General features: G+C 64.9%; 15 protein-coding genes and 1 tRNA gene. 10 read left to right on the top strand and 6 right to left on the bottom strand.

Features of this window, described 5'->3' with window-relative positions:
- The coding region (locus tag AB0H22_RS23455) for an MspA family porin (protein WP_358149459.1) at positions 1-404 on the top strand (404 nt) is incomplete at its 5' end.
- Between the two features lie 25 nt (positions 405-429).
- On the opposite strand, the gene mscL is transcribed toward AB0H22_RS23455, so the two are convergent.
- The 4 genes from mscL to AB0H22_RS23435 all read right to left on the bottom strand — a co-directional run bounded on the left by mscL (position 430) and on the right by AB0H22_RS23435 (position 2,533).
- Positions 430-825 (bottom strand): large-conductance mechanosensitive channel protein MscL, encoded by a 396-nt coding sequence (gene mscL / locus AB0H22_RS23450; RefSeq protein WP_180751946.1) that lies wholly within the window; start codon positions 823-825, stop codon positions 430-432.
- A 9-nt stretch (positions 826-834) separates the two neighbouring features.
- The gene (locus AB0H22_RS23445) at positions 835-1,509 is read right to left on the bottom strand and encodes an SAF domain-containing protein (RefSeq protein WP_180751947.1); all 675 of its coding nucleotides are present in this window, start codon (positions 1,507-1,509) and stop codon (positions 835-837) included.
- A 64-nt stretch (positions 1,510-1,573) separates the two neighbouring features.
- Positions 1,574-1,909, bottom strand: coding sequence for an FmdB family zinc ribbon protein (locus AB0H22_RS23440; RefSeq protein ID WP_358149456.1), 336 nt, complete (start codon positions 1,907-1,909; stop codon positions 1,574-1,576).
- Between the two features lie 66 nt (positions 1,910-1,975).
- A complete protein-coding gene (locus tag AB0H22_RS23435; protein WP_358149596.1) occupies positions 1,976-2,533 on the bottom strand; it encodes a 5-formyltetrahydrofolate cyclo-ligase in 558 nt (185 codons plus the stop codon).
- An 89-nt stretch (positions 2,534-2,622) separates the two neighbouring features.
- On the opposite strand from AB0H22_RS23435, the gene AB0H22_RS23430 reads away from it, so the two are divergent.
- The 5 genes from AB0H22_RS23430 to AB0H22_RS23410 all read left to right on the top strand — a co-directional run bounded on the left by AB0H22_RS23430 (position 2,623) and on the right by AB0H22_RS23410 (position 6,999).
- Positions 2,623-3,585 carry a UTP--glucose-1-phosphate uridylyltransferase gene (locus tag AB0H22_RS23430; RefSeq protein WP_358149454.1) on the top strand — a complete coding sequence of 321 codons (963 nt, stop codon included), beginning with the start codon at positions 2,623-2,625 and terminating at the stop codon, positions 3,583-3,585.
- 33 nt (positions 3,586-3,618) lie between these two features.
- A complete protein-coding gene (glp, locus tag AB0H22_RS23425; protein WP_180751950.1) occupies positions 3,619-4,926 on the top strand; it encodes a gephyrin-like molybdotransferase Glp in 1,308 nt (435 codons plus the stop codon).
- A gap of 28 nt (positions 4,927-4,954) precedes the next feature.
- Positions 4,955-5,608 carry a GNAT family protein gene (locus AB0H22_RS23420; protein ID WP_180751951.1) on the top strand — a complete coding sequence of 218 codons (654 nt, stop codon included), beginning with the start codon at positions 4,955-4,957 and terminating at the stop codon, positions 5,606-5,608.
- A gap of 257 nt (positions 5,609-5,865) precedes the next feature.
- Positions 5,866-6,873, top strand: coding sequence for a gephyrin-like molybdotransferase receptor GlpR (glpR, locus tag AB0H22_RS23415; RefSeq protein ID WP_358149450.1), 1,008 nt, complete (start codon positions 5,866-5,868; stop codon positions 6,871-6,873).
- Positions 6,874-6,923: 50 nt separating this feature from the next.
- Positions 6,924-6,999: transfer RNA gene (locus AB0H22_RS23410), tRNA-Ala, on the top strand.
- A gap of 65 nt (positions 7,000-7,064) precedes the next feature.
- Here AB0H22_RS23410 and AB0H22_RS23405 read toward each other — a convergent pair.
- Positions 7,065-7,295 (bottom strand): hypothetical protein, encoded by a 231-nt coding sequence (locus AB0H22_RS23405; RefSeq protein ID WP_180751953.1) that lies wholly within the window; start codon positions 7,293-7,295, stop codon positions 7,065-7,067.
- Between the two features lie 56 nt (positions 7,296-7,351).
- Positions 7,352-7,627 (bottom strand): hypothetical protein, encoded by a 276-nt coding sequence (locus AB0H22_RS23400; protein WP_180751954.1) that lies wholly within the window; start codon positions 7,625-7,627, stop codon positions 7,352-7,354.
- A 71-nt stretch (positions 7,628-7,698) separates the two neighbouring features.
- On the opposite strand from AB0H22_RS23400, the gene AB0H22_RS23395 reads away from it, so the two are divergent.
- The 4 genes from AB0H22_RS23395 (at position 7,699) to AB0H22_RS23380 (ending at position 10,877) form a co-directional block, all read left to right on the top strand.
- Positions 7,699-8,415, top strand: a complete 717-nt coding sequence (locus AB0H22_RS23395; protein WP_358149447.1) for an MBL fold metallo-hydrolase — start codon at positions 7,699-7,701, stop codon at positions 8,413-8,415.
- Between the two features lie 47 nt (positions 8,416-8,462).
- Positions 8,463-9,101 carry a sensor domain-containing protein gene (locus AB0H22_RS23390; protein ID WP_358149445.1) on the top strand — a complete coding sequence of 213 codons (639 nt, stop codon included), beginning with the start codon at positions 8,463-8,465 and terminating at the stop codon, positions 9,099-9,101.
- A gap of 30 nt (positions 9,102-9,131) precedes the next feature.
- The gene (locus AB0H22_RS23385) at positions 9,132-9,893 is read left to right on the top strand and encodes a DUF1295 domain-containing protein (protein ID WP_358149443.1); all 762 of its coding nucleotides are present in this window, start codon (positions 9,132-9,134) and stop codon (positions 9,891-9,893) included.
- A gap of 90 nt (positions 9,894-9,983) precedes the next feature.
- Positions 9,984-10,877 carry a metal-dependent hydrolase gene (locus tag AB0H22_RS23380; protein ID WP_358149440.1) on the top strand — a complete coding sequence of 298 codons (894 nt, stop codon included), beginning with the start codon at positions 9,984-9,986 and terminating at the stop codon, positions 10,875-10,877.
- Positions 10,878-10,895: the final 18 nt, after the last annotated feature.

Below are 10,895 nucleotides of genomic sequence, written 5' to 3'. Positions count from 1 at the left end.
GTGCCGATGCCTTCGAGGGCACCCTGGAGCTGGGCTACCAGGTGGGTTACCCGTGGTCGTTGGGCGTGGGGCTTAACTTCAACTACACGACCCCGAATGTCTCGGTGCTGTACGGCATCCCGAACGTGTTCCCGAACGGTGCGCCGGAAGCCTCGTACATTCAGACCACCAACCTGCTGCCATCGGCCGGTATCAACGTGGACCTGGGCAATGGCCCCGGTATCCAGGAAGTTGCCACCTTCTCCGTTGCCATCGCCGGCCCCAAGGGTGCCGTCGCGGTGAGCAACGCACACGGCACCGTGACCGGCGCGGCCGGCGGTGTGCTGCTACGCCCCTTTGCGCGCCTCATCAGCAGCGCGGGCGACAGCGTCACCACCTACGGCGAGACCTGGGACATGAAGTGACGACCCAGGCAGGGTCGGGCAGAAGTTAGGACGCCTTCTTCTGCTCGGCCAGCAGATCGCGAATCTCGACGAGCAGCTCCGCTTCGGTTGCCGCCGCAGGCTCCTCACCGGACTTGGCCAGGCGATCTTTGAGCGTGTTGTACGGCAGGACGACAACGAAGTAGACGACCGCCGCGATGAGGATGAAATTGATAGTGGCGGTGATCAGGACGTTGAAGTCCAGGTACTGCCCGCCACCGATGCCGACTCTGAGCGCAGGGTGATCGGAATTGGAGCCGGTGCCAATCCGATTGATCAATGGCTGGATGATGGCATCGCTGAACTTGGTGACCACCGCGGTGAAGGCGGCACCGATGACCACCGCGACCGCGAGGTCAATGACGTTGCCACGCAGTAGAAAATCTCTGAATCCCTTGAGCATGGTCCGACCTTAACGGAAGGTCAGCGTTACCGCCTGCACCAACGCGATTGCGGCAACACGATTTGCCTGCTGTGGTGGCAGAGCGACCATTACGGCCCGCTGCGTCCCAACGCCTTTGGTGGCGGGTTTCGGTGACACCAGCACGACCACGGCGCCGGTAGCCAGCACCGTGGGTTCGGGCGGAGAGTCGCTGGACGTGCCCGGTCCACGGTCGGCCACCGTCAGGATGTCGACGATATCGCCGGTGCGGATCATGTCGAGGACAGTGGCATCGGCCAGTGGCACCGGGACGATGCGGGCGTCCTTGCCCGCGGCCGACTCGGCCAACCTCGGGCCCAGCACACGTAAATCGGTCAGCATTTCCCCGCGCCGAACCGGTCCGGCCAGCGTCGCGCCCACGACGGACCCGGCTTCGGTACGGGCGCCATCAGGAAGGGTCGATGCCGACCGCTTTTCGAGCTTCACGTCATCGCCGGCCAGGATCGTGCCAGGGGGCAGGTCGTGGGCGGCAACTACGACATCGGAGCGATCGTTGGCCGGGTCGGGGCGGAATGCCAGCACTGCCGCAAAGAGCACCAGGATCGCCGCCGTGATTCTGCGGGCGAGCGCTGTGCGTGCCCAATCGGGGCGAAGTGCTGCCGATATGCGTTGCAGCGCAGTGGGATCAAGGGGCGAGTGGGCCATGCTCCCACGCTAGGGCTGCGCCTATCGCTGTGTCAGCACCCAATTCGCTGCTGTGGATAACCCGTCAGCCGGCTGCCGCGGAAGCGGTGGCGGGCGACGAGGAAGAACCTGCACCGGATGTGCTCGAAGTCGACGAGGAGCTGCTCGCCGAAGTCTCCGCGGACGAGGTCTTGGATTCGGTTTTGGCACCGGAATCGCTCTTCGCGGCGGCGTCCACGCCGCCTGAGCGGCTGTCGGTGCGGTAGAAGCCGCTGCCCTTGAACACGATGCCCACCGAGTTGAACAACTTGCGCAGCGTGCCCGAGCACTTCTGGCACACGGTCAGGGCATTGTCAGTGAACGCCTGGACGATGTCGAACTTGTCGCCACAGTCGGTACACGCATAGGAATAGGTGGGCATGGGTCCTCCGGAAGATGAATCGCCACTAGCACTCTACCGTTTGGAGTGCCAGGGCCGCCACATCGGTCAGCCGAGTGTGACCAATCCGTCGGCGGTCAGCGCATGCGTCACCGGCACATCGTGCGGGCCCGCGGGGATCTTGTCGAGGATCTCGCCGACATAAAGGGGTGCGATCAGGGCCACGGAGGCGGCGACGAACCCCAGTGATCGGTCGTAGAACCCCGCGCCACGGCCCAGCCGGTTGCCCCTCCCATCCACCGCGAGCGCGGGAATCAGAACGAGCTCGGCTTCCACGAGGGTGGCCGGACCGGAGACCGGGGGGCCGGGTTCCCGCAGGCCGAACGGGGCATCCACCAGTTCTCCGGGACGGTATTGCCCCCAGGCCAGCGCCGTTGGCGTTCCCGTCTCGTCATTGCGCGCGACCGGCAACAGAACCTGTACGCCGCGGGTGACCAGGGCGTCGAGCATCTCGACCGATCCGGGCTCGGATCCCACGGGGAGGTACGCGGCGATAGTCGACAATCCCGAGGTCGCCGTCAGGACATGCGCGGTGAGCGCGTCGTTCTGCTTTTCGCGCTCGGCGCACGACATCGCGCGTCGTGCCTGCACAATCTGTTGCCGCAGGACGTGCTTGATGTTCTGAGAGGCGCCGATTCCGTGACGGTACCGCCTTGCCAGTGCAATTCCGTGGTCAGTGGTTAGGGTGAGTGGCTATGACGACGCCAGACGGTCTTCCCGCAAGCGGCTCATCTCCCGCCGAGGTGTCGATCCCCCGCACCGCGGTGGTTCCCGCGGCCGGCCTGGGAACCCGATTTCTGCCGGCCACCAAGACGGTGCCCAAGGAGCTGCTACCGGTTGTCGACACCCCCGGTATCGAGCTGGTGGCCGAGGAGGCCGCCGAGGCCGGGGCGCAGCGGCTGGTGATCGTCACCTCCGAAGGGAAGGACGGCGTCGTCGCGCACTTCGTCGAGGACCTGGTGCTCGAGGGCACTCTCGAGGACCGCGGTAAGCACGCGATGCTCGCGAAGGTCCGCCGTGCGCCCGGGATCATCAAGGTGCAATCGGTGGTGCAGGCCGAGCCGCTAGGCCTCGGGCATGCCGTGGGCTGTGTTGAGTCGGTACTCGATGACGACGAGGACGCCATCGCGGTGCTGCTGCCCGATGACCTGGTGTGGCCGCGCGGAGTGCTGCAGACCATGGCTAAGGTCCGGGCCAAGCGAGGCGGCTCTGTGCTGTGTGCCATCGAGGTCAAGCCTGAGGAGATCAGTTCCTACGGCGCCTTCGATGTTGAGATCGTCCCCGATGCCGCCAACCCGAATGTGTTGCGCGTCAAGGGAATGGTCGAGAAGCCCAAGGCCGAGGACGCCCCATCGAATTATGCGGCGGCGGGGCGCTACCTGCTGGACCGGGTGATATTCGACGCGCTCAAGCGCACCCCACGTGGCGCCGGTGGCGAGATACAGCTCACCGATGCCATCGCGCTGCTGATCGACGAGGGGCACCCGGTGCATGTGGTTGTGCATCGCGGATCACGACACGACCTGGGAAATCCCGGCGGCTATCTCAAGGCTGCTGTTGACTTTGCGTTGGACCGCGACGATTACGGTCCAGGCTTGCGGCAGTGGCTAGTCGAACGGCTCGGCCTGGGGCCGGCCGTCCTGCCTGAATCCGAGTAGGCGGTCCGCGAGGGCTTTTAACGAGAGGGACCAGTGCGTTCGGTCGAGGAGCAGCAGGCCAGAGTGACGGCGGCTGCGGTTGCGCCGCGCCCGGTTCGGGTGGCGATCGCCGAAGCCCAGGGTTTGTTGTGCGCTGAGGAAGTGGTGACGGTTCGGCCGCTGCCCGGGTTCGATCAGGCCGCCATCGACGGGTACGCCGTGCGCAGTGTCGACGTGCAGGCCGCCGGTGGTGTGGTGCGTGTTATCAGCCCGGGTGAGGGCGGCGGTCCGGATGAAGAAGACGACGGCGAGGAATCCAGCGGCGAGATCGGAACGGTCGAGCTGCCGGTCGTCGGCACGGTGCGGGTGGGGGAGCGCACGCCCACCCGTCTGCAACCGCGTCAGGCGGTGCGGGTGCAAACCGGCGCCCCCATGCCGACGTTGGCGGACGCGGTGCTGCCATTGCGGTGGTCTGAAGGCGGCGAGGCGCGGGTCAAGGTACTGCGCGCGGTGCGTTCGGGTGACTATGTGCGGCGCGCCGGCGATGACGTGCAACCCGGCGATGTCGCCGTGCGGGCGGGCACGATCATCGGCGCGGCCCAGGTCGGGTTGCTGGCGGCGGTGGGACGTGATCGGGTGCTCGTGCATCCGAGGCCACGGCTGTCGGTGATCAGTGTCGGTGGCGAGCTTGTCGACGTCGACCGGACGCCGGGGAACGGCCAGGTGTACGACGTGAATTCCTATGCGCTGGCTGCCGCGGCGCGCGATGCCGGAGCCGATGTCAACCGGGTGGGCATCGTCAGCGCCGAGCCCGCTGCGTTCCGTGAGGTGGTCGAGGGCCAACTGAACCGGGCCGAGGTGGTTGTCATCTCGGGTGCGGTAGGCGGTGCCGCTGCCGAGGGGATTCGCGAGGCGCTTTCGGCATTGGGCGATATGGAGGTCGGGCGTATCGCTATGCATCCGGGTTCGGTGCAGGGCTTCGGTCAGTTGGGCCGCGATGCGGTGCCGACCTTCTTGCTGCCCGCGAACCCGGTCGGTGCCCTGGTGGTCTTCGAGGTGATGGTGCGGCCGCTGATTCGGCTGGCGTTGGGACGCCGGCACTCGCAACGTCGAATTGTGCGGGCGCGTGCCGTGTCTCCTATTACGTCCATTGCGGGGCGCAAGGGCTTCCTGCGCGGACAGCTGATGCGCGACCAGGACACCGGCGAGTATCTGGTGCAGGTTCTTGGCGCCCCGGGTGCGTCGTCGCATCTACTCGCGACGCTCGCTGAAGCGAATTGCCTCGTGATAGTGCCCGCCGAGGTTGAGCAGGTCCGCACCGGGGAGATCGTCGAGGTCGCGTTCCTGGCACAGCGCGGATGAGCCGCTTGCGCGAAGGCCGGGGGCGCGGATGAGCGTCTGGCGTCAGGAGAGTGCGCACCCAGGCTGGCCGATGCCGCTCGGGAAGCTGCGTGTGCCTGCGGGGGTGGTGTCGGTGCGGCCCATCCGGTTGCGGGACGGGATGGCGTGGAGCCGGGCGAGGCTGGCCGATCAGTCGCATCTGCAGCCGTGGGAGCCGTCCTCTGAGGTTGACTGGATGGCGAGACACGGTGTGTCGTCGTGGCCGGCGCTGTGTTCGGGCCTGCGCGCCGAGGCGCGTAAGGGGCGGATGATTCCGTGCGCGATCGAGCTGAACGGGAATTTCGTCGGACAGCTGACGATCGGCAATGTCGCGCACGGCGCGCTGCGTTCGGCGTGGATCGGATATTGGGTGGTCAGCACGGTAACCCGGCAGGGGGTGGCGACCGCGGCGCTTGCGCTGGGGCTGGATCACTGTTTCGGGCCCGTCACTCTGCACCGGGTAGAGGCGACGGTGCGGCCGGAGAACGGGGCCAGCCGCGCAGTGCTGTCCAAGGTCGGCTTTCGCGAGGAAGGCCTGCTCAAGCGGTACCTCGACGTCGACGGTGCGTGGCGCGATCACCTGCTGGTGGCGATGACGGTTGAAGAGGTGCGGGGTTCGGTGGCCGCGATGCTGGTGCGTTCCGGCAACGCCAGCTGGGCCTAGAGGTCACTTCGTTTCTCCCCGCGAGCAGACGCGTACTGCACGCGGGTCCTGGGTTTTCTGTGCACTAAGCGTCTGCTCGCCGAGATATTACTGAGACAGATGTGACTATTGGGGCCTGTGATGCTTGCCCCTGTAGAATTACAGGTGTGTAATTGGTATCGGCGCGCCTCGTAACGTGCGCAGATCGCCAACCTAGCCTTGACCTGAGGCTCGGGGCCAAGCACGAAAGACGCGCACAGAGAAAGGAGCAGGCTGACATGCCTAGCATCCCCCAATCGGTGCTGTGGATCGGACTGGTCGTGCTGTGGCTGTTCGTCCTGGTACCGATGCTGATCAACAAACGTGACGTGGTGAAACGCACCAGCGATGTCGCCCTGGCGACCCGGGTTCTCAACGGGAAAGCCGCCAAACTGCTGCGTCGTACCGGTCCCGCCGCGGGTCACCGCAGCGACCCGGACTTCCGTCGTGAGGACATCGACGAACTTGAGGACGAGGAAGACGAAACCTCGACTGGAGTGATCGCGAGTGCGCTCACCGAAGAAGACCACGACGCCGCGCGGGCCGTGAAGGCCATGGCTGTCCGCAGGGTCGAGAAGGTTCGGTCCGAATCGAGCGAGGGTGATGAGCCCGTCGACGTTGATGTCGTCGACGAGGACGCGACCGCGCTGCCTGCGGGCGAAGTCACACTGTCCGATGACCTTGAGGATCTGGAGGAGGCGCCTGTCGCCGAAACCGATTCGGGCACGTACGAATACATCGACGACACCTCCGGTCTGACCATTCCCGCCGAGCCTTCGCGGGAGCGCCATCAGGCCCCGCCCGTGTACAGCTCGTCACGCCGCCGCCGGTTTGACCCCGAGACGATGGCCAAGGAGAACGCACGCAAGTTCGCTTTCCGTAAGCGGGTGTTGATGGGTCTGGTGGGGGCGATGGTCCTCGTCGGTGTGGTGGCCGCGACCGCGACTGCGGGCGCCTGGTGGGCGTGCGGCGGTCTTGCTGTGGTGGCAACGCTCTACCTGGGTTACCTGCGCCGTCAGACACGCATCGAGGAGCAGCTGCGCCGGCGCCGCGCCGCGCGTTACCAGCGTGCGCGCGTGGTGGGTGTGGAGAACGTGGCCGATCGTGAGCTTGATGTGGTACCTCAGCGCCTGCGTCGGCCGGGGGCCGCTGTCCTCGAAATCGATGATGAGGACCCGGTTTTCGAGCACCTGGACTACTACGACGAGCCGCGGCCGCAACGCATGCCGCATGCGGTGGGTCAGTAGTTATCTGATTCGGTCAGACGCGGGACGGCTGGTAAGGTCTTACCGGTCTTGGGGCTATAGCGCAGTTGGTAGCGCGTCTCGTTCGCATCGAGAAGGTCGGGAGTTCGATTCTCCCTAGCTCCACCATGAAGCCCCCGCTAGTCGGGGGTTTTTCTTTGGCCGACGGGTCCAGCGCTCGTGGCAGTGCTCATTCACTCGTCGGGTTCGCCAACAGATTCGGGCTTTTCCTCAGTGTTGGGCTTCGTAGTGCGGCCAGGATTGCCAATACGGCGGTTGAGCGCAAATACGGGCCCCGCCGCCCGTGCCACCAGGGGTGGTATCGCCTGTCTTGCTCTGCGGGTGTTGAAGAGCCCTGAATTCATGCCGACACCGATAAGTGTCATCGCCACGATCACTGCTATCCCGACGAACGTTGTCGTCATACGCCCCACAGTATCGTCATGCGCTGACCTGCGCCCCGAGCTGTTGGTGCTGGCGATCAGGACTGATAGAGGCGCCGAGCCCCTAGCCAGCCGATCCCGGCCACCGCGGCGGGGACGGCAAATATTGCTAGCAGGACCGGGAGCTCCTCGGCGACTCCGTACCCCGCCTCGAAGACTCCGACGCCCATGTTGAACACAGCAACGCCGGCCCAGGCGACCAGGAAGTGCGTGACGGCGCTCTGTATCCCTACCTTCTTGACCAAGGCGCCGACGGCAAGGAACGCCAGTGCTGCGATAACTCCGACGATGATGATGATCGCGGTCCGGCTCATAGCGATGAACCTTAGGTCATGTGATGCTCGACGGGGCAACATCATGTCCCCCGCCACGTAGCGTTGCGTGCGTGCCGACTCCCGATCTGCAGCAGCTCGCGCCCGCGCTGTACCGCCTGCGTATTCCGGGCGGCCGGGCGCACCTGCTGAATTGCTACTTGTGGCTCGGTTCCGACGGCGTGACGCTCGTCGATACCGGGTGGCCAGACAGCGCAGCGTTGATCGAACAGGCGCTGCACCGTCTTGGTAAGGACCGCGCAGACGTCAAGCGCATTGTGCTCACGCATTTTCACGAGGACCACGTCGGCGCTGCCGCGGAGATAGCCAGCTGGTCGACGGCCGATGTGATTGCGGGAGGGGCTGACTCGGCCTTCGTGACGGGAGACGGTCGCGGACCGGTGCCAGTGCTGACCGAAGGGGAGCGGGCCCTGCACCCGGGATTCGACGAGCCGCCGCACGGTCCGGCGTGCCGTGTCGACCGTCCCGTGCGCGATGGTGACGTTATGGACTTCGCCGGCGGTGCGCGCGTCATCGAGGTGCCCGGTCACACTCCGGGCAGTATCGCGCTCTACTTGCCGGAAGCCGATGCCGTGCTGACGGGCGATTCGGTGGCCGAGTTCAACGGGCAGGTCATCCTCGGCGTCTTCAACACCGACCGGGAAGCCGCGATGAACTCCCTGGCCAGGCTCGCTGTCACGGGCGCCCAGATCGCCGGTTTCGGCCATGGTGAGGCCGTACTGGAGAACGCCGGCGATCGGATCGCCGCGGCCATCGACGCCTTCAAATAGCCGGCACCGTCCAGGTTTTTCCCAGGTTGGCAGTTCACACTCTGCAGATGACGCGGACGCGTTGGGCCGGGTTGGGTCTCATTGCAATGGCTTGGGTGGCCGGGTGTGCGCATCCGGCGAGTCCGGTCGCGGAACAGCCGCCCACCCCGGAGATTGCCGAACTCAATGTCAGTGCGGCGGCAGCGGATTCACTGTTCGCCGGGCTCGACGAGGTCAAGTTCCTGGGTTTCCCGACGGCAGACACGACGCACACCGAGACCGCACCGATCTCCGGACCCGGCATCGACCCCCGGCAGCCTTGTGGGTTGTTGCGTGCCGTGACGTCGCAGGGTGACCTGGGCGATGGTTGGCAGGCATTCCGTCAGTTGTCCATCGGCAGCACGACGAACCGGTCTCAGGTGCTGCGCGAAGCCATCGCGATCTTTCCGGACAAGCCCGCCGCCCAAACCGAATTTCACCGGCTGACAGAGGCATTCAGCAAATGCAAGGCGCAGTCTGCTGACCCGAACGCGTTCGGTATGCACAACCCGATCACACTCGAGTGGGCCGATAACGCGGGCGCCACGGACGTACATACCACCGGAAACGTGGTGTATGAGGTGACCTCCTCGGGGGCAACCGATAACCCCGAGGTCGCCGGCCAGGTGGCCAACCAGATGAAGACCAACATCATCGACCCTGCTTAGAACCACCGCTGGAGTAGGTACTGTCCCGGTGTGCTTACAGAGCTGTATCACGGTGCGATCATCTTCCTGATCGTGCTGGCCGTCGTCACCTTCATCAGCGGCTTCTGGTTGACCAATCCCTATGGTCGTTTCGCCAAGCCCGGTGAGAAGTTCACCGCGCCCGCGAAGATCGGGTGGTTGACCTTCGAATGCCCGCAGTGGTGGGCGTTCACTGTCACCTTCTGGACTGTCGCGCACCACCACGGCGCACCGGCGCTGGTGTTGTATGTGTTGTGGCAGTGTCACTATCTGTACCGCGGACTGATCTATCCACTCTCCCGTAAAGACAGCGGAAAACGCTTTCCTTACAGCGGGATTGCGTTTGGCTTCGTCTTCAACGCGGTCAATGGTTTCGCCAACGGATGTGCGGTCGCGTTCGCCGCGCATCTGCAGACCGCGGCCTGGTTCACCGACCCCCGGTTCATCCTGGGGGTGATCGTCGCCGTCACCGGATGGATCGTGAACTTCCAGGCCGACCGCATTCTCATCAACCTGCGGGCCGACGGATTCGATGGTTACCGGATCCCGTATGGCGGCGCGTTCCGTTGGGTGTCGGCGGCCAACTACTTCGGCGAGATCATCCTGTGGGCAGGCTGGGCGCTGATGGCGTGGACGCTGCCCGGCCTGATTTTCGTGGTGTTCTCGATCGCCAATCTGCTGCCGCGCGCGCTCTCGATCCATCGCTGGTACCGGGAGACGTTCCCTGACGAGTACCCGCGCGAGCGCAGGGCTATCGTTCCTGGGCTGCTGTAGGGACCTAGGCCCCCGCTTTTACGCACTACTTCAAAACGTAAGCGATTCGTGTAACACTGAGTTACACGATCAAAGTGGAGGTGGTGCGACATGGCTGCTCCGGTAACGGCCTCATATCCGAAGACTCGACGCATCAAATTCTGGTTCGGCGACCCGGTTCCGATGCGAAGGCACTTCGCCGATAACGACATCGCGTTGAGTCATGTCCTCGCGGGCGCTTCGGCGGTGTTCCCGCCGGGGGAGGAGTTCTTCGTCCGATCGGTGCGTCGCTACGCCGACAGGATCACCGAGCCGACGTTGAAGAAACGCGTCGCCGGATTCATCGGTCAGGAGGTCACCCACGGCCTGCATCATCGTGAGCTCAACGAGAAGCTCACAGAAATGGGCTATCGCAGCAAGATGGTCGAGACGATTGGTCGCCGCGCAGGCAAGGTCGAGGACTACGTCGACAAGTACCTGCCGAACATGGACCGCCTGAAGTACGCCAGGCTGACCATGCTTGCCGTCACCGCGGCCCTTGAGCATTACACCGCGGTCCTGGCCGAGCGCCTGTTGGAAAGCGGGGAGCTCCAAGCCATGGTGACCGACGACGAGGTGCGGAATCTGTTGTACTGGCACGCGATCGAGGAGCTGGAGCACAAATCGGTCGCCTTCGACGTCTATCGTGCGGTCGGCGGACCTGAATGGCTGCGGCGCGCGGTGATGGCCGTCATCTGGGCCGGAACCGTTCCTTTCGCCACAGGTGGCTCGTGGTTCTCCATCGCGTGGAGCGATCCGGACGGACGTCGCCAGCTGGGGCGGGTGGTCCGCGAGACGGTCGGGTTGATCCGTGGCCCCCTGCTCAACGACGGGATGATCCTTCGGCTGGCCGTCTACATGAAGAAGGACTTCCATCCCGACGATCTCAACACCGATGCGCTGCTGGACCGGTGGAGCGCCGAGTTATTCGGTGCCGAGGGCACCTTGGTTGATCATTTGAAGTAGAGACAACAATGACCCGGG

Source organism: Mycobacterium sp. NPDC050853, from assembly GCF_040653875.1.
Classification (GTDB): domain Bacteria; phylum Actinomycetota; class Actinomycetes; order Mycobacteriales; family Mycobacteriaceae; genus Mycobacterium.
Note: the sequence above shows the minus strand (reverse complement) of the source record. Positions and strands in the feature narration are given on the sequence as shown.

Excerpts from the sequence above, each read along its gene's own strand:
- AB0H22_RS23445 (WP_180751947.1), bottom strand. The coding sequence starts at position 1,509 with ATGGCCCACTCGCCCCTTGATCCCACTGCGCTGCAACGCATATCGGCA.
- AB0H22_RS23400 (WP_180751954.1), bottom strand. The coding sequence starts at position 7,627 with ATGAGCCGGACCGCGATCATCATCATCGTCGGAGTTATCGCAGCACTG.
- AB0H22_RS23380 (WP_358149440.1), top strand. The coding sequence starts at position 9,984 with ATGGCTGCTCCGGTAACGGCCTCATATCCGAAGACTCGACGCATCAAA.
- AB0H22_RS23430 (WP_358149454.1), top strand. The coding sequence starts at position 2,623 with ATGACGACGCCAGACGGTCTTCCCGCAAGCGGCTCATCTCCCGCCGAG.
- AB0H22_RS23440 (WP_358149456.1), bottom strand. The coding sequence starts at position 1,909 with ATGCCCACCTATTCCTATGCGTGTACCGACTGTGGCGACAAGTTCGAC.
- AB0H22_RS23420 (WP_180751951.1), top strand. The coding sequence starts at position 4,955 with ATGAGCGTCTGGCGTCAGGAGAGTGCGCACCCAGGCTGGCCGATGCCG.
- mscL (WP_180751946.1), bottom strand. The coding sequence starts at position 825 with ATGCTCAAGGGATTCAGAGATTTTCTACTGCGTGGCAACGTCATTGAC.
- AB0H22_RS23405 (WP_180751953.1), bottom strand. The coding sequence starts at position 7,295 with ATGACGACAACGTTCGTCGGGATAGCAGTGATCGTGGCGATGACACTT.
- glpR (WP_358149450.1), top strand. The coding sequence starts at position 5,866 with ATGCCTAGCATCCCCCAATCGGTGCTGTGGATCGGACTGGTCGTGCTG.
- AB0H22_RS23390 (WP_358149445.1), top strand. The coding sequence starts at position 8,463 with ATGACGCGGACGCGTTGGGCCGGGTTGGGTCTCATTGCAATGGCTTGG.